Genomic DNA, 20,500 nt, shown 5'->3' on the forward strand with positions numbered 1-20,500 from the left:
CGTGCACCTCGCCGACCCCGACCGTCACGACCGTCTCCCCCTGCGCCGGGCCGGCCGCACCGGGCTGGACCTGCCGGCGGTGACGCTGGGGCTGTGGCAGAACTTCGGGGACGCCACGCCGTTCGCCGACCAGCGCGCGCTCGTGCTCGGCGCGTTCGACCGCGGCGTCGTGCACCTGGACCTCGCGAACAACTACGGCCCGCCGCCCGGTGCCGCGGAGGAGAGCGTCGGCCGGCTGCTGGCCACCGACCTCGCGCCGTACCGGGACGAGCTGCTCCTCGCGACGAAGGCCGGGTACCGGCAGTGGCCCGGCCCGTACGGCGAGCACGGGTCCCGCAAGTACCTGCTCGCGTCGCTGGACCAGTCCCTGCGCCGCCTCGGCACCGACCACGTCGACGTCTTCTACAGCCACCGGTTCGACCCGAGCACCCCGCTGGAAGAGACGATCGGGGCGCTGCGGACGGCCGTCGACTCCGGCCGCGCGCGGTACGCGGGCATCTCCTCCTACTCCGCGCGCAGGACGCAGGACGCCGTCCGGGTCGCGGAGTCGATGGGGCTGCGGCTCGCGCTGCACCAGCCGTCCTACTCGATGCTGAACCGGTGGGTCGAGCAGCCCGACGACGCGGCCGGCGGCCGGGCGCTGCTCGACGTGGCGTCGGACGCCGGGCTGGGCGTCGTGGCGTTCTCGCCGCTCGCGCAGGGCATGCTCACCAGCAAGTACCTCGGCGGCGTGCCGGAGGACTCCCGCGCCGCGCGGGGCGGGCCGCTGCGCGCCGAGTACCTGAGCGAGGAGAACCTCGCGCGGGTCCGGGCGCTGGCGGCGGTCGCGGAGGCACGGGGGCAGTCGCTCGCCCAGCTTGCGATCGCCTGGGTCCTGCGGGACCCGCGGGTGACGTCGGTGGCGCTCGGCGCCCGGACGCCGGAGCAGCTGGACGAGAACCTCGCCGCGGTGCGCGGCCCGGCGCTCACGGACGCGGAGCTGGCGGAGATCGACCGGCACGCGGTGGACTCGGGGATCAACCTGTGGGGCTCGCGGTCCTCGGACCTGTGAGCGGCGCGGCGACCTGCACACCACCCACCCGGAAGTCCCGGGTTACGCCCGCGTAGGTTACGGCCGCGTAGGTTACGGTGGGCTCGTGACCGCATTCACGCGACCCTGGCACTCCTCCTACGCCCCCGGCGTCCCGCCGGAGGTCGACGTGCCGGACGAGCCCCTGCTCGACGCTCTCGACCGGTCGGCGGCCGCCTGGCCCGACCGGGTGGCCGTCGACTTCCTGGGCGCGGCGACCACCTACGCCGAGCTCGCCGACGCCGTCGCCCGCGGGGCCACCGTGCTGCGCGACCTGGGCGTGCGCGCGGGCGACCGGGTGGCGATCGCGCTGCCGAACTGCACCTCGCACATGGTCGCGTTCTACGCCGCGCTGCGGCTCGGCGCCGTCGTGGTCGAGCACAACCCGACGTACAGCGCCGGGGAGCTCGGCCACCAGCTGGCCGACTCCGGCGCGACCGTCGCCCTCGTGTGGGAGAAGGCCGTCGCCGCGGCGCTGGAGTCGCAGCCCGGCACGGACCTCCGCACCGTCGTGGCCGTCGACGTGTCCGCCGACCTGCCCGCGGTGAAGCGGCTCGCCCTGCGCCTGCCGGTGCCGTCCGCCCGCGCCACCCGCGCCGCGCTGCGCGCCGCCCTGCCCGCCGGCACCCCGGTCTGGCACCGGCTCGTCGCCGCCGCCCCGCCGCTGCCGGTGGACCACCCGCGCCCCACCTCCCGGGACGTCGCGCTGCTGCAGTACACCGGCGGCACGACCGGCACCCCGAAGGCCGCCGTCCTGACCCACCGGAACCTGGTCGCGAACGCGGTGCAGGGCCAGGCGTGGACCCAGGCGGAGGCGGGCACCGAGACGATCTACGGCATCCTCCCGTTCTTCCACGCCTTCGGGCTCACGCTCTGCCTGACCTACGCCACGCGCGTCGGCGCCACCCTCGTCGCGTTCCCCAAGTTCGACCCGGCCGCCGTGCTGTCCGCCCAGAAGCGGCGCCCCGGCACGTTCCTGCCCGCCGTGCCGCCCATGCTCGACCGGCTCGCGGCCGCGGCGGAGAAGAAGGGTGCGGACCTGACGTCGTTCCGGTACGCGATCTCGGGCGCCATGTCGCTGTCCCCCGCGACCGCGCACCGGTGGGAGGCCCTCACCGGCGGGCTCGTGATCGAGGGCTACGGGATGACGGAGACCTCCCCCGTCGCGCTCGGCAGCCCGCTGTCCCCCGACCGGCGCCCGGGCGCCCTCGGCCTGCCGTTCCCGAGCACCGACATCCGCGTCGTCGACCAGGAGGACCCGACCCGCGACGTCGAGCCCGGGCAGCAGGGCGAGCTGCTGATCCGCGGGCCCCAGGTGTTCCAGGGCTACTGGGGCCGGCCCGAGGAGACGGCGGAGCAGCTGCTCGAGGGAGGCTGGCTCCGCACGGGCGACGTGGTGCGGCTCGACGACGACGGCTTCGTGGTCCTGGTCGACCGGATCAAGGAGATGATCGTCACCGGCGGCTTCAAGGTGTACCCCTCGCAGGTCGAGGAGCGGCTGCGCACGATGCCCGGGATCCGTGACGTCGCCGTCGTGGGGCTGCCGGGCGGCGACCTGGGCGAGAAGGTGGTCGCGGCGATCGTCACCGAGCTCGGCGCGCACGTGGACCTGAACGCGGTCCGCGAGTGGTGCACCGACCGGCTCGCCCGGTACGCCGTCCCCCGCGAGCTCGTCATCCTCACCGAGCTGCCGCGCTCCCAGATCGGCAAGGTCCTGCGCCGGGTGGTCCGCGACGACCTGATGGCCGGCACCGCCTGACGCGTGACGCACGACGGCCCCGCACCTCGCCGGTGCGGGGCCGTCGTCGTCCTCGGGTCCGTCGTGGTCCCCGGGGGCGTCAGCCGGCGGTGACCGGCAGGTTCCGCGCCCACCAGTCGAGCACGTGCTCGAACCGGACCAGGCGGTGCTGCGGGCGGCCCGACCGGGTCAGCTCGTGGCCCTCCCCCGGGAACAGCAGCAGCTCGGACGGCACGCCGCGCCGCTTGAGCTCGGCGAACCACCGCTGACCCTGCTCCACGGGGCAGCGCCAGTCCTGCTCGGAGTGGATCACGAGCGTCGGCGTGGTCACGCGGGACACGTGCGCCATCGGCGACTGCGCGGCCACCGCGGAGCGGGCCTCGTCGTCGTCGCCGTCGCCCAGGTACTCGAGCCCGAAGAACCAGCCGATGTCGCTGGACCCGACGAAGCTCACCGGGTCGAGGAACCCGCGCTCCACGACCGCCGCGGCGAACCGGTCCGTGCGGGTGGTCAGCCACGCCGTGAGGTAGCCGCCGTACGACCCGCCCATGACGCCCACCCGGTCCGAGTCCAGCGCGGGGTCGGCCAGCGCCGCGTCCAGCAGGGCGAGGACGTCGTCGGTGTCGACCGTGCCGAACGCGCGACGGATCGCCGACCCGTGCGACGCCCCGTAGCCGGCCGAGCCGCGCGGGTTGCCGTACACGACGGCGTAGCCGGCCTCGGCGAGCGTCTGCACCTCGTCGAACAGCGCCACGGTGTACTGGGCGTACGGCCCGCCGTGGATCATGAGGATCGTCGGGTGCGGGCCCGCGAACCGCTCCGGGTCCGGCGTGACCACCCAGCCGTGCACCGGGTACCCGTCGGGCGCTGTCGCGGTGAGCTCCCGGGGCTCGCGGAGCCGCCCGGTGGCGCGCAGCGGCGCGGACCAGTCGGTGAGCACCCGCGACTCCCCCGTGCCGAGGTCCACGGCGTGCACGTCGCCCGACGTGAGCGGTCCGGCGACCGTCGCGACCGCCACCGGGGCGGTGGCCGACGCGGCGACGCCGTGCACGGCGACGGTGCCGTCGAGGAGGTCCCGCGTGGACCCGTCCGCCCGGTGCTCGCGCAGCAGCACGGTGCCCCGGTGCAGCACGCCGGCGAGCACCCCGTCCGCCGTCACGGCGAACGTGCCCGGGTCCAGGTCGACCGCCTCGGGGTCGGTCAGCCGCACGGGAAACCCGGCGGCGGCGGGACCGGCGGCGGCTGCGGCGAGCTCCAGGCGGAACAGCATGGTCTGCCGGGCGACGAAGTCGCGGCCCGTCGGGCCCATGTCCTGCGCGAGCAGCCACAGCGCGGCGCCGTCCGCGTCCGGCAGGGCCGCGGCGACCGCCAGGGTGCTCCCGGCGTCCGCGTCGGTCAGGGGGCGCAGCTCGCCGTCCCCACCGGGTGCGGTGTCGACGACGACCGCGTCGCTGCGCAGGTCCTCGTCGCGGGCGGCGTGCCGGGCGGCCACCGCGACGACGTGCCGGCCGTCGGGCAGCCACGCGAGGGTGTCGACGTCGACGTCCCCCCACGTGACCTGCCGCGCCGCGGGCTCCGCGCCGTCACCCGAGGGGAGGGTCGAGCGCACGGCCGGGTCGGCGGGCACGTCCACGACGAACAGCTGCCGCCGCTTGTCCCGGGTGTAGCCGACGCCGTCGTGCCGGTACGGGAGCGTGGTGATGTGCCGGGGCCGCTCGGCCGAGGGGTCGCCGTCGGCGACGTACCGGCCCTCGTCCGGGACGCGTGCCAGGAACGCCAGCACGGTCCCGTCGGGCGAGAACCGGGCGGTCTGGACGCCCAGCGGCGCGTCCGTGAGCCGGACGGGCTCGCCGCCCGCCGCCTCGACGACGTGCAGCTGCGGCCGGCCCTTCGGCTCGGCGCGCAGGAACGCGACCCAGCGGCCGTCGGGCGAGACCTGCGGGTCCGTGTCGCGGTGCCCGCGGGTCAGCCGGACCGGGGGCGCGGAGCCGTCGGTCGCGAGCCGCCACAGCTGGCCGGTGTACTCGTCGGCGTCGAGGTCGGGCGCGGTGCGCGACACGACGGCGATCGAGCCGTCGGGCGCCAGCGCGGGGGTTCCGGGGGCGTGCAGGAGCGCGAGGTCGGCAGGGATCACCCGACGACCGTAGTACGGCCGCCGCCGCCGGGCGCCCACGGGCGACACGAGAGGGCCGGGGGCGGACGTGCGCCGGCCCCGCACCTACGATCCGAGCATGGACCCCGCCACCCAGCACCACGTGACCAGCACGGGCCGTGCCGACGGGCCGGTGCTGGTGCTGGCCCACGGCTTCGGGTGCGACCAGACCATGTGGCGGTTCGTCGCACCGGCGTTCGAGCGGACGCACCGGGTCGTCCTGTTCGACCACCTCGGCGCGGGCGGCTCGGACCTGTCCGCCTACGACCCCCGGCGGCACTCCTCCCTCACCGGGTACGCGGAGGACGTCGTGCGGCTGCTCGAGCACCTCGGGTGCGGCCCCGTGACGTTCGTCGGCCACTCGGTCAGCGCGATGATCGGCGCCCTCGCCGCGGCCGCCCGGCCGGAGCTCTTCAGCCGGCTGGTGATGGTGGGACCCAGCCCCCGGTACATCGACGACGACGGCTACCGCGGGGGCTTCACGCGGGACGAGATCGACGAGCTGCTCGCGACGATGGACGACAACTACCTGGGCTGGTCGGCCTTCATCGCGCCGGTCATCATGGGCCGGCCCGACCGGCCCGAGCTGGGCGCGGAGCTCACGGGGTCGTTCTGCCGGACCGACCCGGCGATCGCCCGCCGCTTCGCAAGGACCACGTTCCTGTCCGACAACCGCGCGGACCTCCCCCACGTCCGCACGCCGACGCTGGTGGTCCAGTGCCGCGAGGACGCCATCGCGCCCGTCGAGGTCGGCGAGTACGTCGCCGCGCACCTGCCCGACGCCGAGCTGGTCCTGCTCGACGCCGTCGGCCACTGCCCGAACCTGAGCGCGCCCGACGCGCTGGTCACGGCGATGCGGGGGTACCTCGACCGGTGAACGCGGAGCAGCGAGCCGGCGCGTGGGACGCCGCCCCCGTGGCCCTGCTGCGCCTGGACGCCGACGGGACGGTGCTCGACGCCAACGCCACCTTCGCCCGGTGGGTCGGGCGTCCGGCCGCCGAGCTGGTGGGGACGGTCCGCCTCGCGGCGCTGCTGTCGGTCGGCGGGCGGATCTACTGGGAGACGCACGTCGCGCCGCTGCTGCACATGCAGGGCCGGGTGGAGGAGGTCGCGGTCGAGCTGCGCGCACCGGACCGCAGGATGCCCGTGCTGCTCACGGCCGTGGTCCGGGAGGACGACGGCACCGTGGACGTCGCGCTGTCGGGCGCCGCCGAGCGCTCCCGGTACGAGCACGAGCTGCTCGCCGCCCGCACCGCCGCGGACCGCGCCGTCGGCGACGTGCACGTCCTGCAGCGGCTCGCGTCCGAGCTGTCGGAGGCGGCGGACGTGGACTCGGTGGCGCACGCCGTCGTCGACACCCTCGCCCTCACGCTCGGCGGTGCCGGCGTGACGCTCTGGACCGTCGCCGACGGCGTGTGGACCCCGCGCGCCGGTACACCCGGCGAGCGCCCCGAGCGGGTGCCGGTCGCGGGGGACGCCGTGCGACGGGAGGCCGACGGCTGCCTGGTCGTGCCCCTGCGGGGCCGGACGCGCCTGCTCGGCGTGCTGCGCGTGCGCCCGTCCGGCCGGCCCGGCGCCGACCCGCTGGACCCGGACCTGCTCGCCGCGACCGGACACCAGGCCGCGTCCGCCCTCGACCGGGCGCGGCTCTTCGACCAGCACGCGTCCGTGGCGCTCGAGCTCCAGCGGGCGATGCTCGCCACGAACATCCCCGCCGACCCGCGGTTCACGATCGCCTCCGAGTACCGCCCCGGGGTGCGGGACCTGGAGGTCGGGGGCGACTGGTTCGACGCCTTCGCGGTGCGCCACGGGATGCTGGCCGTCACCGTCGGCGACGTGGTCGGTCGCGGCCTGCACGCGGCCACGACGATGAGCCAGCTGCGCAGCGCGGGGCGTGCCGTCACCGGGCCGGACGTGCGACCGCACCTCGTGCTCGAGCACCTCGACCACTTCGTGGAGCACGCCGGGTCCGGGTTCATGTCGACCACCGTGCACACGCAGCTGGACCTGCGGACCGGGGACCTCGAGTTCGCCGTCGCCGGTCACCTCCCGCCCCTGGTGCTCCGGGCGGACGGGAGCACGTCGTACCTGTGGGGCGCCCGGTCGACGCCGCTCGGGCTGACCGGCCTCGGCGCCCGGACGTCCGCGCACGCCCGCCTCGGCGCCGGCGACACCCTGGTGCTCTACACGGACGGGCTGGTCGAGCGCCGCACCCGCACCCTCCCGGCCGGCCTGGCCGCGCTCGCGCTCCTGGTCGGGCAGCAGGTCGGCACCGGCGGCGGCCCGGCCGGGCGCCGCGGGTTGGACGTGGCGCGGGTCGTCGACGCGGCCCTGCCCCACCACGGCGCGGAGGACGACGTGTGCGTCGTGGCGCTCACCTGGCACGGCCCGGACGGTGGCGGGACGCCGGCCTGACCGGCGGGCGTGCGCCGTCCGCCCCGTCCGCCCCGTGCGCGACGGCCGGGGCGGTCAGGACGCCGGGGTCTGCTCCGCGTCTCCCGCGCCGGCGTCGCCGGCACCCGCGGCGGCCTTGCGCGCGGCGTCCGCCACCTCGTTCTCCGCGCGCAGCACGGTGATCGCGGCCTCGAAGTCGTCCAGCGAGCTGAATGCCTGGTAGACGCTCGCGAACCGCAGGTAGGCGACCTCGTCGAGGTCGCGGAGCGGACCCAGGATCGCGAGGCCGATCTCGTACGCGTCCAGCTCGGCGCTGCCGCTCGCCCGCAGCGTCTCCTCGACGCGCTGGGCGAGCAGGGCGAGGTCGTCCTCGCTGACGGGCCGGCCCTGGCAGGCCTTGCGGACGCCGTTGACGATCTTCTCGCGGCTGAACGGCTCGGTGGCGCCGGACCGCTTGACGACCGAGAGGCTGGCCGTCTCGATCGTGGTGAAGCGGCGGTTGCACTGCGGGCACTGGCGGCGGCGGCGGATCGACAGGCCGTCGTCGGACGTGCGGGAGTCCACGACGCGGGAGTCGGCGTGACGGCAGAACGGGCAGTGCATGGACGCCTCCTCCGGGGTAGGTCGCGGGCCGGGTCGGCGGCCGGCGTCGGTGCGGCGCCCGCCCGGACGACCGGGACACCGTAGGACCCGCCCGCGCGCCGGTGCAACACGCGTCCGGCCGTCCGGTGTTCCCCGGACAGACGACGAGGGTGGCCGCTGTGCGCGGCCACCCTCGTGGGGACGCCCCCGTCCCGTCTCGTCCGGACGACTCGCCTCGTCAGGACGGTTGCTGCACGCCTCTGCGACGGGTCCGAGGACCGCGACGACGATGCGTCCCCCGCGGCGAGCCCCCCAGCCAGCCGTTCGAGGTGGCACCACCCTAGAGGCGGCCGAATCAATTACGCAAGCCTCGGGTTTCGTTATCTCACCGAGACATGCGCGGCGCCCTGACCAGGACCGTTCCCGTCACGCCCCCGCGGGCAGAAGGAGCACCTGGCCCGCCTGGAGCGAGCCGTCCGCCAGGGCGTTCAGCTCCTGCAGGCGCAGGACCACGTCGCGGACGTCCTCGCCCGGCGCCGCGACGTCGGCGGCGATCTCCCACAGCGTCTCGCCGGCCTGGACGGCGTGCGTGGTCACCTCGGTCGCCCGCTGCGGCGCGTCGGCCACCGCGCGGCCGCCCATGACCCCCGCGGCCACGACGAGGAGCGCCAGCAGGACGAGCACGGCGCGGCCGCGGCGAGTGAGGTGCAGCCGTCCTTCCCCGACGGCGACACCCCCCGCCGCGGCGTCGCGCCGCGCCGCTCCGGGGCGAGCGTCGGCGGAACGCGCACCACCGGATCGGGCACCGAGAGGACGGAGGGGTGCGGCGGTTGCGTGCGCGGCGCTGGCGACCGGCGCGGTGCCGGAGACCTGCGCGACGCCGGGGACGTGCGCGACGCCGGCCGCCCGGGCGGGCACGGACGCCCGCTGCGGCGAGGCCGCCCCGGGTGCCCGGCGGACGCCGACCCCCGGCACGAACCGCGGCTGCACTGCGATGGCGCTCATCCCCACCACTCCCCTCCTGGGCCCTCGGGCCCGTCGAACACCTGTTCGTTCGAACGTTTGTACGATGTAACCACGTCCCGCCCACGATGTCGAGACACGATCGAACAGGTGTTTGATCCACCCGCCGCCGCGCCCTACGCTCGGGGCAACGGGGTACAGCGCACCACGAGGCACTGACACGACCGCCGGACGGCCCCTCACCGGGCCCACGGGAACGGTGGTGACCAGGCGGTTCGGGTGCGGACGCCGCACCGGCGCAGCACGCGCGGTGCGGGACGAGCAGGCCGGCACGGCGCCGCGGGCGCCGCGAGGACGGGAGTGGACATGGCGAGCCAGGGAACGGACGCCGCGGCGGGTCCCGACGACGGGGCCGTGACGGTGGTGGAGCTCGGCGAGGGTGACGGCCTGACCCCGCGTCAGCGGCTCGTCCTGGAGACGGTGCGTGCCTCCGTGGAGTCCCGCGGCTACCCGCCGAGCATGCGCGAGATCGGCGACGCCGTCGGCCTCACGAGCCCGTCGAGCGTCAAGCACCAGCTGACGGCGCTCGAGCGCAAGGGCTACCTGCGCCGCGACCCGAACCGCCCCCGCGCGATCGAGGTCGTGCAGCCCGACGACTCCCGCGGCGTCGCCACGCTGCCCGGGGTGCCCGGCATCGGCGACGCCGACAGCGCGCTGCGCGAGGGCGCGCCCGAGGCCGCGTACGTCCCGGTCGTCGGCCGGATCGCCGCCGGCGGGCCGATCCTCGCCGAGCAGATGGTGGAGGACGTGTTCCCGCTGCCGCGCCAGCTCGTCGGCGCCGGCGAGCTGTTCCTGCTGAAGGTCGTCGGCGACTCGATGATCGACGCCGCGATCTGCGACGGCGACTGGGTGGTCGTCCGGCGCCAGCCGGTGGCCGAGAACGGCGAGATCGTCGCGGCCATGCTCGACGGCGAGGCCACGGTCAAGACCCTCAAGCGCGCCGACGGGCACGTGTGGCTGCTGCCCCAGAACCCGGCGTACTCCCCGATCGACGGCGACCAGGCGCAGGTGCTCGGCCGCGTGGTCTCGGTGCTGCGCAGCCTCTGAGCCGTTCGGCCTCCGGCCCGCGCCGCCTCGGCCCTCGCGGCCGGGCGGCCCGGGCCCGTCAGGCGGTGGGCACCGCCGACGCGCCGGCGAGCGCGTCGAGAGCCCGGTCCACGTCGGCCGGGTCGTTCCAGACGTGGAACGCCAGGCGCACCCGGCCCGCGCGCCCGGCCACGCGGCAGCCGGCCTCCTCCAAGGCGCACCGGAGCGCCCCCTGGGGATCGGGCAGGGTGACGATGGCGCTGTCCCCTGGCGCGAGCCCCGCCCCGGCGCGGAACGCGTCCGCCAGCCCCACGGCGTGCGCCCGCACGGCGTCGGGGTCCGTCCCGGCGAACGCGTCCAGGGACTCGGCCGCGCCGAGCCACGCCTGCCACGCCGGGGACACGTCGAACCGCCGGGCGTCGGCGGCCAGGCGCATCGTCGGCCCGTAGCAGGACGCCCACGGGTCCTCCCCCGCGTACCAGCCCGCCTGGACCGGGCGCAGCTCGTCCTGCGCCTCCTCGGTGACGGTGAGGAACCCGACGCCCCGCGGCCCGCACAGCCACTTGTACGCCGCGGTGACGCTGACGTCGTACCGGCCGGCGTCCACGCGGCGCCACCCCGCCGCCTGCGTCAGGTCGCACAGCGTGCGGGCTCCCGCGGCCCGGGCGGCACCGACGACGGCGTCGTCGTCCAGCACCGCGCCCGTGGCGGACTGCACCAGCGAGTACGCGACGAGCGCGGTGCCGGGCGTCACGGCGTCGGCGAGCCGGTCCGCCGGGACGTGCCGCACCCGGAGCCGCGGCCCCTGCGCGAGGAACGGGAACACCATGGAGGAGAAGTCGCCCTCGACGCACAGCACCTCCGCGCCGTCGGGGAGCGAGGCCGCCACCACGCCCGCCATGACGGACACCTGGGCACCGATCGCCACCCGGGCGGGTGCCACGCCGACGAGCGTGGCGAACCGGGCCCGCGCGGTGGCCACCGCGGCCTCGTACCGCGGGACGTCGATGCCGCCCGCGCCCCAGCGCGCGAGGTCCTCGTTCAGCGCGCGGACGGTCCGCCGGGGGGCGACCCCGGCCGTCGCGGCGTTGAGGTACCCGGGGGCGGGGTCGAACTCGGAGCGGAGGTCGTCGAGCGAGCGCATGCCCTCGACTGTCCCCGGTTCCGGCCCATGCACGCAACCACGTTTTCCGACCGGATCCATAGGCAGGGCTTACGCTCCGGGCCATGCCCGCCCGCACGCTCGACATCGCCGCCCTGCGCCTCGTGCACGCCGTGCACGAGACCGGCAGCGTGACCGCCGCCGCGCACGCGCTCGGCCTCACCCAGCCCGCCGCCAGCCAGCAGCTCAGGATGATCGAGCGCGCCGTCGGCACGCCGGTGGTCGTCCGCGCGGGCCGGGGGGTCCGCCTCACCGAGGCCGGGCACGTGCTCGCCCGCAACGCCCCCGCGGTGCAGTCCGCGCTCGACGCGACGCTGGAGGAGGTCGCCGCCGTGGCCAGCCTGCGGGCCGGCCGCGTGCGGGTCGCGGCGTTCCCGTCCGCCGCGGCGGCGCTGCTCCCCGGAGCGCTGGCGACGCTGCGGACGCGGCACCCCGGCCTGGCGTCGACCTTCACGGAGGCCGAGCCCCCGGAGGCGCTGGCCGAGCTGGACGCCGGACGTGTGGACGTCGCCGTGACGTTCCGCGACGCCACCGCCCCGGCCCCGGACGAGCCCCGCCGGGTCCGCGTCCCGCTGCTGCGCGACGAGGTCGTGGTCCTGCTGCCGGCGACGGACGCCCGGCCGGCGGGCTCCGAGGTCGACCTGGCGGAGCTCGCCGGCCGCCCGTGGATCGCCGGCTGCCCGCAGTGCCGCGCCCAGCTGGTGGGCACGTGCGAGCGGGCGGGCTTCAGCCCCCGCGTCGACTACGCCACCGACGACTACCTCGCGGTGGTCGGTCTGGTCCGGGCGGGGCTGGGCGTGGCGACCCTGCCGGGCCTGGCGCTGGCCGTGCTGCCGCACCCCGGCGTGACCGTGCACCGCGCGCCCGCGCTCCCGGCGCGCGTCGTCGAGGCCGTGACCGACGAGGGCACGGCGCGGGTACCGGCGGTCGCCGCCGCCCTGAGCGCCCTGCGGGACGCCGCCGGGGCGGTCGAGCACCCGCTCGTCCGGCCCGCGCGCGCCCGGGGCACGGAGCCCGCGCTGAGCCCCGTCGGCTGAAGCCGGGGCCCCGAGCCCGCCTCAGAGGCCGAAGCGCCGCGCGACCGCCCGCAGGGACTCGGCGGACCGGCGCAGACCGGCCAGCTCGTCGGTCGACATCGGCACCTGGAGCCGCTCGCCGACCCCGGACCGCCCGACCACCGTCGGGACCGACAGGCACACGTCGCTGATCCCGTGGTAGCCGTCCAGCAGCGACGACACCGGCAGGATGCGCCGCTCGTCCTTCATGACCGCCTCGATGATCCGGGACCCGGCCAGCGCGACCGCGTAGTTGGTCGCACCCTTGCCGGCGATGATCCGGTAGGCCGAGTCGACGACCTCGCGGGCGATCGACTCGCGGACCTCGTGCGTCAGCGGCACGTGGCCCTCGATGGCGTTCCAGTCGAGGATCGGCACGCCGCCGATGGTCGCCGACGACCACAGCGGGAGCTCGGTGTCGCCGTGCTCCCCCGCGATGTAGGCGTGCACGTTCTGCACGGCCACGCCGGTGTACTGCGCGATGAGGTAGCGCAGCCGGGAGGAGTCCAGGACGGTGCCGGAGCCGAACAGCTGCGTCGGCGGCAGGCCGGAGAACTGCAGCGCGGCGTAGGTGACGATGTCCACCGGGTTCGTGACCATGACGTACACGGCGTTCGGGGCGACCTCGACGAGCGACGGCAGGATCTTCTTGACCAGCGAGATGGTCGCCTCGGCCAGGTCGATCCGCGTCTGCCCGGGCTTCTGCTTGGCGCCCGCGGTGATCATGACGACGTCCGCGTCCGCGCACGCCGCGATGTCGTCGGAGCCGATCACCTCGGCCATCGGCATGAACTGGATGCCGTGCCCGAGGTCCAGCGCCTCGGCCTCGACCTTGGCCTTGTTGATGTCGTAGAGCACGACGCTGCGGGCGGCACCCCGCATCAGCGCCGCGTACGCCATCGTCGAGCCCACGGCGCCCGCGCCGACCACCGCCAGCTTCGTGGTGCGGCGGGGGGCGACGGCGCTGCCCGCCAGGCCGAGCTCGTCGCCCTCGACGTCGTTCGTCTGCTCGCTCATCGGCGGTCCTCCTCGGTGCCCCGGCGCCGGTCGGCGCCCTGCTCACGAGGCTAGCGGCCCGGGGCGGCGCTCGGCTCCTCGACGGCGGGCGCCGGGTCCTCCACGGCGAGCCGGCGCAGCGCACCGAGGGCGACCTCGCGGTCCGTGGTGCGCCAGAACGCCGGCAGCGACCGGGCCAGGAACTCGCCGTAGCGCGCCGTCGACAGCCGGGGGTCCAGCACCGCCACGACGCCCCGGTCGTGCACGGAGCGGATCAGCCGGCCGGCGCCCTGGGCCAGCAGCAGCGCCGCGTGGGTGGCCGCCACCGACATGAACCCGTTGCCGCCCGACGCCGCGACGGCCTCCGACCGGGCGGACTTCACCGGGTCGTCGGGCCGCGGGAACGGGATGCGGTCGATGATCACCAGCTGGTTGGACCGCCCCGGGACGTCGACGCCCTGCCACAGCGACAGCGTGCCGAACAGGCAGGTGGGCTCGTCCTCGGCGAACTGCCGCACGAGCGTCGGCAGCTGGTCCTCGCCCTGCACGAGCACCGGCACGTCGAGGCGCTCGCGCATCGCCTCGGCGACCGTGACGGCCGCGCGCCGGGACGAGAACAGGCCGAGCGTCCGCCCGCCCGCGGCCGTCACCAGGGCCTCGATCTCGTCGAGCTGCGCGTCGGTCGCCGGCTCCCGGCCGGGCGGCGGCAGGCGGCGCGCGATGTAGAGGATGCCCTGCCGCGGGTAGTCGAACGGGCTGCCGACGTCGACGCCGTGCCACGGGAGCGTGGCGGTGGCCGAGGGCGTGCTCGCCGCCGTGGCGGGCACGTCGAGCGCGTCCGGCGGCGTCGTGCCCTCGCTCCCGCCCGGCGCCGCCACCGCGACGGTCGCCGCGGACGCCGTCGCCGCCGCGGCCTCGCCCGCCCCCTCGAGCCCGATGCTGCGGGCCATGGCGCGGAACTCCCCGCCCAGGCTGAGCGTGGCGGAGGTGAGCACGGACGCCCGCCCGGCCAGCAGGTGCGTGCGGATCAGGCCGTTGACGGCGAGCGGCGCCGTGTACAGCCGCGTGGCGCCGTCCCGCTCGCCGCGGGAGCACCAGAGCACGGTGTACCGCTGGTCGGAGGCGTCGGCGGCCATCCGCTCGGCGACCTCGAACAGCGCGAGCACGGCCGACGTCGCGATCTTCAGGCCGGAGTCGGCCGGGGCCGCCTCGCCCGCCGCGGGCTTCTCGGGGCGCAGGGCCGACAGCAGCCCGCGGGCCGCGTCCCGGACCTGCGCGACGGCCTGCCGCGTCCCCTCCGGGAGCCCCTGGGTGAACCGGCCCTCGGGCAGGTGGATCAGCGCCGCGCCCAGCGCCGCGGCGGCGCCGTCCAGGTCGGTCGTGGCGATCCCGCCGTGCCGGCGCGCCATCCGGCCCGCGTGCTCGACGGTGCCGACGGACAGCTCCGCGGTCGACTGCGCGGTGACCCGGTCGGCCAGCTCGTGCGCCTCGTCGACGACGAGCACCTGGTGCTCCGGGAGCACGTGCGGCGAGCCCGACGCCGCGATGCCGAGCATCGCGTGGTTCGTCACCACCACGTCGGCCGCGCGCGCGGCCGCCCGGGCCCGCTCCGGGAAGCACTCCTCGAGCAGCGGGCACCGCTGGCCCAGGCACTCCAGCGACGTCACCGACACCTGGCGCCACGCGCGGTCGCTGACGCCCGGCACCAGGTCGTCCCGGTCGCCGGTCTCCGTCTCCTCCGCCCACTCCCGCAGCCGCACGACCTGCGCGCCGAGGGACTCCTTCTCGGGCGCCTCGCCGTCCGCGGCGTCCGTCGTGGAGGGGTGGTCGGCCGCGCCCCGGTCGCCGAGGTCGAACAGCATCCCCTGGTCGTCCGGCGGGTAGCCGCCGCCGGTCTTGTGCACGCAGACGTAGTTGTGCCAGCCCTTGAGCAGGGCGACGCGCGGCGGCCGGGGCAGCTGCGGCGCGAGCGCGTCCGCGACGAGCGGGAGGTCCCGCGTCATCACCTGCCGCTGGAGCGCGAGCGTCGCCGTGGAGACGACCACGCGCTCGTCGGCGAGCACCGCGTGCCGCACGGACGGCACCAGGTAGCCCAGGGACTTCCCGGTGCCGGTGCCGGCCTGCACCATGAGGTGCTCGCCCTTCTCGACCGCCTCCGCGACCTCCCGGGCCATGCGCCGCTGGCCCTCGCGCGGGCTGCCGCCGAGCGCCGCCACCGCCACGTCGAGCAGGGCGTCGACGTCGGGGGTGGGCTCAGGCACCCGGCAAGGGTAGTCGCGTCGGGCGAGCGGTCAGTGCACCTCGACGGCCGCCTGCGTGAGCTCCGTCGCGAGGCCCTGGTCCACCCGGCCGCGCAGCGCGGTGCCGAGCGGCGTGTGCTCCTCGACGTCGATCTCGCCGCTCTCGTGCACCCGGTGCACCAGGTCGCCGCGGTCGTACGGGATGACGACGTCGACGGTCACGCCGGGCCGCGGCAGCTGGTCCGCGATCACGGCCTGCAGCTGGTCGATCCCCTCGCCCGTGTGCGCCGAGACGACGACCGCGCCGTGCTCGCGGGAGCGCAGGCGGGCCACGGCCTCGGGCTCGGCGAGGTCGACCTTGTTCAGCACGATGATCTCGGGGACGTCCATCGCGCCCGGGATGTCGGCGAACACGTGCCGCACCGCGGCGATCTGCCCCTCCGGGTCCGGGTGCGAGGCGTCCACGACGTGCAGCACGAGGTCCGCGTCCGCGACCTCCTCGAGCGTCGACCGGAACGCCTCCACCAGCTGGTGCGGCAGGTTCCGCACGAACCCGACGGTGTCGGCGAGCGTGTACACGCGGCCGTCCGCGGCCTGCGCGCGCCGGACCGTCGGGTCCAGCGTCGCGAACAGGGCGTTCTCGACCAGCACGCCGGCGTCGGTGAGCCGGTTCAGCAGGGACGACTTGCCGGCGTTGGTGTACCCGGCGATCGCCACGGACGGGATCGCGTTCTTGCGGCGCGAGGCGCGCTTGGTCTGCCGGGCCGGCTCCATCGCGGCGATCTCGCGCCGCAGCTTCGCCATCCGGTCGCGGATGCGGCGGCGGTCGAGCTCGATCTTCGTCTCACCGGGACCGCGCGAGCCCATGCCCGCCCCGGCCCCGCCGACCTGGCCACCGGCCTGCCGGGACATCGAGTCGCCCCAGCCGCGCAGGCGCGGGAGCAGGTACTCCAGCTGCGCGAGCTCGACCTGGGCCTTGCCCTCCCGGGACTTGGCGTGCTGGGCGAAGATGTCGAGGATCAGCGCCGTGCGGTCGACGACCTTGACGCGCACCACGTCCTCCAGCGCGCGACGCTGGGACGGGGCGAGCTCGCCGTCGACGACCACGGTGTCCGCGCCGACCGACGCCACCAGGCCGGCGAGCTCCTGCGCCTTGCCGGAGCCGAGGTACGTGCTCGGGTCCGGGGTGTGCCGGCGCTGCAGCAGCCCGTCGAGCACCTCGGAGCCGGCCGTCTCGGCCAGCGCCGCGAGCTCGCGCAGGGAGATCTCCGCGGCCTCCTGGGACCCGGAGCCCCACAGGCCGACCAGCACGACGCGCTCGAGGCGCAGCTGCCGGTACTCGACCTCGGTGACGTCCTCGAGCTCCGTGGACAGGCCCGCGACCCGGCGCAGCGACGTGCGCTCCTCCAGGTCCAGCTGGTCGCCGTCGTAGGTGGTGTGGACCGTGTCCCCCTCGTGGACCGCGGTGCCCGCCCGGGCGAGCACGCGTGCCACGACGTCGTCGGCGACCCGCTGGGCGTCGCGCGCGGCCTGCTGCGCGTCGACCGGGGCGTCGGGGACGTCCTGCTCGCGAGTCGTGGGGTTCTGGGCGTCGTTCACGCGGTTCCTTACGGGTCGTGGATCAGGCGGGGCCGCCGCAGCGGCCCGGGTTCCAGCGTGGCACGCGGCCGGGGCGTCCGCGAGGCAATTCGCCACGGGCTGACGCGGCGATAAGGTCGCGGGCGTGACCGGCACCGAGCACTACTTCACCGCCGAGCCCGCCTCCCCCGACGAGCGCCGCGCGCGCACCGTGCACCTGGCCGGGCGGGACGTGCCGGTCGAGACGGCCGGCGGCGTGTTCTCCCCCGACCACCTCGACGGCGGGACCGAGGTGCTGCTGCGGCACGTGCCCGACCCGCCGCGCGAGGGCGATCTGCTCGACCTCGGCTGCGGCTGGGGACCGGTCGCGCTGAGCCTCGGGCTCCGGGCGCCGCACGCCCGGGTGTGGGCGGTGGACGTGAACGAGCGGGCGCTCGACCTGACCCGGCGGAACGCGGAGCGCCTGGAGCTGCCGCACGTCACGGCCGTGCGGCCCGAGGACGTGCCCGACGACGTGCGGTTCGCCGCCATCTGGTCGAACCCGCCGATCCGGGTGGGCAAGGAGACGCTGCACGCGATGCTGCGGCAGTGGCTGCACCGCCTGCTCCCGGGCGGTGAGGCGTACCTGGTCGTGGCGAAGAACCTGGGCTCGGACTCGCTGCTGCGCTGGCTGGCGACCGAGCTGGACGGCGTCGCGACGGTCGACCGGGTCGCGACCGACCGGGGGTTCCGGGTGCTGCGGGTCGTGCGGGGCTGACGCCCGCGCCGCCGCCCGGGGCCGCCTCAGGCGAGCACCGCCACCGCGGCGCGCGCCTGCGCCAGGCTCGGGACGCCGGTCGCCCGGGCGACGACGGCGCCGTCGCGGTCGAGCACCACGACCGTGGGCGTCTCGGTGACCGCGAACCGCTCCGCGAGGTCCGCGCGGTCGGCGACGTCGACCTCGACGTGCGCCACCCCGTCCGTCGTCGCGACCACCCGCTCCAGGACCCGGCGGGTCGCCCGGCAGGGCGCGCAGAAGCCCGAGGAGAGCTGGAGGAACGTCGCCGTCGCGCCGAGCGGGCGGCGCAGCGCGGCCGCGTCGAGGGCGGGCGCCGGGTGCGGCGCGGCGTCGGTGGTCACGTCGATCGGCAACGGCACAGGAGGCCGTCGTGTTCCCGGCGCGCCCTGCTGCGGCGGCCAGACGGTCAGCGACGGTCAGACGGCCAGCGCGTCCAGGTCGACGTCGAGGTCGGCGACCAGCACCGCCGGTCCGGCGAGCTCCACGTGCCCGTCCGGCAGCACCGCGACCCGCACGGTGCCGCCCGGGACGTCCACCAGCCACACGTCCGGCGACTGCGGCCCCGCCCACGCGCGGACCGCGAGCGCCGCGGCGCAGGCACCGGTCCCGCACGAGCGGGTCTCGCCGACGCCGCGCTCGTGCACGCGCATCCGCACCCGGCCGACCACCGTCCCGTCCGCCGCCCGGTCCTCGCCGAGCGGCACGACGAGCTCGACGTTCGTGCCGTGCGGCGGCAGCGGCTCGACGGCCGGGGCGCGCGTGAGGTCGGCCGCGGCGAGCTCCGCGTCGTCGGCGAGCGCGAGCACCGTGTGCGGGTTGCCGACGTCGACGCTCAGCGCGGCGCGGGGGACGTCGAGGCCGGCGACCGTCACCTGCGCGTCCGCGCCGGCGGTCGCGGCGTCCGCGCCGCCCGGCAGGTGCCACGGGCCCATGTCCACGGCGTACCAGGCCTCGCCCGCCGGCCCGGCCGCCTCGCGGACCCGCCGCACCCCCGCCCGGGTGCCGAGCACGAGCTCGCCGCCCGCGGGGTCCCACAGCCCGAGCGCCCGGGCGTACTCCGCCACGACCCGCACGCCGTTGCCGCACATCTCGGCGATGGAGCCGTCGGCGTTCCGGTAGTCCATGAACCACGTCGCCGCCGGGTCCTCCGCGAGCACCGCGGCGCCCTCGGGCAGGTCCGCGCTGGCCACGAGCCGGATCACGCCGTCGCCGCCGACGCCGGCCCGCCGGTCCGCGAGCGCCTGCACCAGCTGGGCGTCCAGCGCCGTGCCCGTGCGGCCGTCGACCAGCACGAAGTCGTTCTGCGTCCCGTGCCCCTTGGACACGCGCAGCACCCGGTCGGTGCCGGCCGTCGCGGGCGTGGACGTGCTGGCGGGGGCGGTCATGAGCCCAGACTACGGCGCGGGGCCGGGTCGTCCGTGGCCGGTCCGAGGTCGCCCGCGTCCGCCGCGGCGACCAGGTCCAGGGCGCGGGCCACGAGGTCCGGGTCGCGGGAGTCCAGCCAGTGCACCCGGGGGTCGCGGCCGAACCAGCCCATCTGCTTGCGCGCGAGCCGGCGCGTCCCCGCGACGACCTGCGCGCGGGCCTCGTCCTCGGTGATCTCGCCCCGCAGCGCCGCCAGCACCTCGGCGTACCCGACGGCGCGCGACGCCGTGCGGCCGATGCCGCGCCCGAGCAGGCCGCGCACCTCGTCGACCAGCCCCGCCGACCACATCCGGTCGACGCGCGCCTGCACGCGCTCGTCGAGGACGGCGCGGTCGCAGTCGAGACCGATCTGCACCGTCGGGCGCACGTAGTCGTGCCCGGGCAGGTTCGCCGAGTACGGCCGGCCGGTCAGCGCGATGACCTCCAGGGCCCGGACCACCCGCCGCGCGTTGCGCGGGCCGATGCCCTCGGCCGCGACCGGGTCGAGCCGGGCCAGCTCCGCGTGCAGCGCGCGCGAGCCCTCCGCCTCGACGCGCGCCTCCAGCCCGGCCCGCACCGCGGGGTCCGTGCCCGGGAAGTCGATCCGGTCCAGCAGCGCCCGCACGTACAGCCCCGAGCCCCCGACGACCACGGGCCGGCGCCCCCGGGCCGCGATCCCCGCGACCGCCGCCCGGGCGTCCTGCTGGTAACCGGCGACGGAGGCGTCCTCGTGGGGGTCGAGCACGTCGAGCAGGTGGTGCGGGATCCCGCGGCGCTCGGCAGGGGTCAGCTTGGCGGTGCCGACGTCCATCCCGCGGTACAGCTGCAGGGCGTCGGCGTTGAGGACCTCCCCGCCGAGCTGCTCCGCGAGCGCCACGCCCAGGTCGGACTTGCCGGTCGCGGTCGGGGCCGTGGCGCGCCCCGCCGCGACGGCGTGCCAGGCGGCGACGACGTGCGGTGCGCCGGCCACGACGGCGGCGGTGTGCGCGGCGACCTGCACGGGGGCGGACCCGACCAGGCCGAGGGCGACCTGCCACGGCGCCCAGCCGCTCACCGCGAGCGCGCCGCCGCCGCCGGGCCCGAGGGCGGTGAGGGCGGCGCCGAGCGCGGACGGGCCCGCCGCGAGGCCGGCGGTGAGCGCGGCGTCGACGTCGGCCGCGCGCGGGTCGTCGGCGAGCGGCGCCTCCGCCCCGTGCCGTGCGCTCGGGGAGCCGACCACCACGACCAGGTCCGCCGCGAGGCCGGCGCCGAGCGCGCGCAGCGTCCCGGCGGCCGGAGGGTCGGCCCGCGGGATCTCGTGCAC

General features: G+C 76.7%; 17 protein-coding genes. 7 read left to right on the plus strand and 10 right to left on the minus strand.

Features of this window, described 5'->3' with window-relative positions; translation table 11 throughout:
* Position 1: 1 nt before the first annotated feature.
* Entirely contained in the window at positions 2-1,051 is a 1,050-nt protein-coding gene (locus QNH85_RS06705) for an aldo/keto reductase (protein WP_282945430.1), read from the plus strand.
* An 85-nt stretch (positions 1,052-1,136) separates the two neighbouring features.
* Entirely contained in the window at positions 1,137-2,828 is a 1,692-nt protein-coding gene (locus QNH85_RS06710; RefSeq protein ID WP_282945431.1) for an AMP-binding protein, read from the plus strand.
* 79 nt (positions 2,829-2,907) lie between these two features.
* On the opposite strand, the gene QNH85_RS06715 is transcribed toward QNH85_RS06710, so the two are convergent.
* Positions 2,908-4,941 carry a S9 family peptidase gene (locus tag QNH85_RS06715; protein ID WP_282945432.1) on the minus strand — a complete coding sequence of 678 codons (2,034 nt, stop codon included), beginning with the start codon at positions 4,939-4,941 and terminating at the stop codon, positions 2,908-2,910.
* Positions 4,942-5,038: 97 nt separating this feature from the next.
* On the opposite strand from QNH85_RS06715, the gene QNH85_RS06720 reads away from it, so the two are divergent.
* Positions 5,039-5,836: an alpha/beta fold hydrolase gene (locus QNH85_RS06720; protein ID WP_282945433.1), complete on the plus strand. Its 798-nt coding sequence runs from the start codon at positions 5,039-5,041 to the stop codon at positions 5,834-5,836.
* Positions 5,833-7,374, plus strand: a complete 1,542-nt coding sequence (locus QNH85_RS06725) for a SpoIIE family protein phosphatase (RefSeq protein ID WP_282945434.1) — start codon at positions 5,833-5,835, stop codon at positions 7,372-7,374. The genes QNH85_RS06720 and QNH85_RS06725 overlap by 4 nt, the downstream gene beginning before the upstream one ends.
* A 54-nt stretch (positions 7,375-7,428) precedes the next feature.
* Here the strand turns inward: QNH85_RS06725 and nrdR are convergent, their stop codons facing one another.
* Together nrdR and QNH85_RS06735 are read right to left on the minus strand one after the other, a co-directional pair.
* Positions 7,429-7,956 (minus strand): transcriptional regulator NrdR, encoded by a 528-nt coding sequence (nrdR, locus tag QNH85_RS06730; RefSeq protein ID WP_213280905.1) that lies wholly within the window; start codon positions 7,954-7,956, stop codon positions 7,429-7,431.
* 405 nt (positions 7,957-8,361) lie between these two features.
* Positions 8,362-8,940, minus strand: a complete 579-nt coding sequence (locus QNH85_RS06735) for a LysM peptidoglycan-binding domain-containing protein (protein WP_282945435.1) — start codon at positions 8,938-8,940, stop codon at positions 8,362-8,364.
* Positions 8,941-9,264: 324 nt separating this feature from the next.
* On the opposite strand from QNH85_RS06735, the gene lexA reads away from it, so the two are divergent.
* A complete protein-coding gene (gene lexA / locus QNH85_RS06740) occupies positions 9,265-10,005 on the plus strand; it encodes a transcriptional repressor LexA (protein ID WP_282945436.1) in 741 nt (246 codons plus the stop codon).
* Positions 10,006-10,063: 58 nt separating this feature from the next.
* On the opposite strand, the gene QNH85_RS06745 is transcribed toward lexA, so the two are convergent.
* Positions 10,064-11,128 carry an aminotransferase class V-fold PLP-dependent enzyme gene (locus QNH85_RS06745; protein WP_282945437.1) on the minus strand — a complete coding sequence of 355 codons (1,065 nt, stop codon included), beginning with the start codon at positions 11,126-11,128 and terminating at the stop codon, positions 10,064-10,066.
* A gap of 83 nt (positions 11,129-11,211) precedes the next feature.
* On the opposite strand from QNH85_RS06745, the gene QNH85_RS06750 reads away from it, so the two are divergent.
* The gene (locus QNH85_RS06750) at positions 11,212-12,183 is read left to right on the plus strand and encodes a LysR family transcriptional regulator (protein ID WP_282945438.1); all 972 of its coding nucleotides are present in this window, start codon (positions 11,212-11,214) and stop codon (positions 12,181-12,183) included.
* A 21-nt stretch (positions 12,184-12,204) separates the two neighbouring features.
* On the opposite strand, the gene QNH85_RS06755 is transcribed toward QNH85_RS06750, so the two are convergent.
* Genes QNH85_RS06755 through hflX form a run of 3 tightly spaced genes read right to left on the minus strand, consistent with a single transcriptional unit; the run spans position 12,205 to position 16,931 of the window.
* A complete protein-coding gene (locus tag QNH85_RS06755; protein ID WP_282945439.1) occupies positions 12,205-13,218 on the minus strand; it encodes an L-lactate dehydrogenase in 1,014 nt (337 codons plus the stop codon).
* Positions 13,219-13,268: 50 nt separating this feature from the next.
* The gene (locus QNH85_RS06760) at positions 13,269-15,458 is read right to left on the minus strand and encodes an ATP-dependent DNA helicase (protein WP_282945440.1); all 2,190 of its coding nucleotides are present in this window, start codon (positions 15,456-15,458) and stop codon (positions 13,269-13,271) included.
* A 30-nt stretch (positions 15,459-15,488) separates the two neighbouring features.
* A complete protein-coding gene (gene hflX / locus QNH85_RS06765) occupies positions 15,489-16,931 on the minus strand; it encodes a GTPase HflX (protein ID WP_282945504.1) in 1,443 nt (480 codons plus the stop codon).
* A 229-nt stretch (positions 16,932-17,160) separates the two neighbouring features.
* On the opposite strand from hflX, the gene QNH85_RS06770 reads away from it, so the two are divergent.
* On the plus strand, positions 17,161-17,772 hold the full coding sequence (locus QNH85_RS06770) for a class I SAM-dependent methyltransferase (protein ID WP_282945441.1): 612 nt from the start codon (positions 17,161-17,163) through the stop codon (positions 17,770-17,772).
* Positions 17,773-17,798: 26 nt separating this feature from the next.
* Here the strand turns inward: QNH85_RS06770 and QNH85_RS06775 are convergent, their stop codons facing one another.
* From QNH85_RS06775 to miaA, 3 genes are read right to left on the minus strand one after another with little or no spacing between them, the layout of a single operon-like run.
* Positions 17,799-18,152: a TlpA family protein disulfide reductase gene (locus tag QNH85_RS06775; protein ID WP_282945442.1), complete on the minus strand. Its 354-nt coding sequence runs from the start codon at positions 18,150-18,152 to the stop codon at positions 17,799-17,801.
* 57 nt (positions 18,153-18,209) lie between these two features.
* The gene (dapF, locus tag QNH85_RS06780) at positions 18,210-19,178 is read right to left on the minus strand and encodes a diaminopimelate epimerase (protein WP_282945443.1); all 969 of its coding nucleotides are present in this window, start codon (positions 19,176-19,178) and stop codon (positions 18,210-18,212) included.
* On the minus strand, positions 19,175-20,167 hold the full coding sequence (gene miaA, locus QNH85_RS06785) for a tRNA (adenosine(37)-N6)-dimethylallyltransferase MiaA (protein ID WP_428830372.1): 993 nt from the start codon (positions 20,165-20,167) through the stop codon (positions 19,175-19,177). Before miaA ends, dapF begins: the two co-directional genes overlap by 4 nt.
* Positions 20,168-20,500 lie beyond the last annotated feature (333 nt).

It is taken from the genome of Cellulomonas endometrii (genome assembly GCF_949769265.1).
GTDB classification, from domain to species: domain Bacteria; phylum Actinomycetota; class Actinomycetes; order Actinomycetales; family Cellulomonadaceae; genus Cellulomonas; species Cellulomonas endometrii.

Coding starts and splice junctions, on each gene's coding strand:
- QNH85_RS06720 (WP_282945433.1), top strand. CDS start 5,039: ATGGACCCCGCCACCCAGCACCACGTGACCAGCACGGGCCGTGCCGAC.
- QNH85_RS06755 (WP_282945439.1), bottom strand. CDS start 13,218: ATGAGCGAGCAGACGAACGACGTCGAGGGCGACGAGCTCGGCCTGGCG.
- QNH85_RS06735 (WP_282945435.1), bottom strand. CDS start 8,940: ATGAGCGCCATCGCAGTGCAGCCGCGGTTCGTGCCGGGGGTCGGCGTC.
- QNH85_RS06745 (WP_282945437.1), bottom strand. CDS start 11,128: ATGCGCTCGCTCGACGACCTCCGCTCCGAGTTCGACCCCGCCCCCGGG.
- dapF (WP_282945443.1), bottom strand. CDS start 19,178: ATGACCGCCCCCGCCAGCACGTCCACGCCCGCGACGGCCGGCACCGAC.
- QNH85_RS06750 (WP_282945438.1), top strand. CDS start 11,212: ATGCCCGCCCGCACGCTCGACATCGCCGCCCTGCGCCTCGTGCACGCC.
- lexA (WP_282945436.1), top strand. CDS start 9,265: ATGGCGAGCCAGGGAACGGACGCCGCGGCGGGTCCCGACGACGGGGCC.
- nrdR (WP_213280905.1), bottom strand. CDS start 7,956: ATGCACTGCCCGTTCTGCCGTCACGCCGACTCCCGCGTCGTGGACTCC.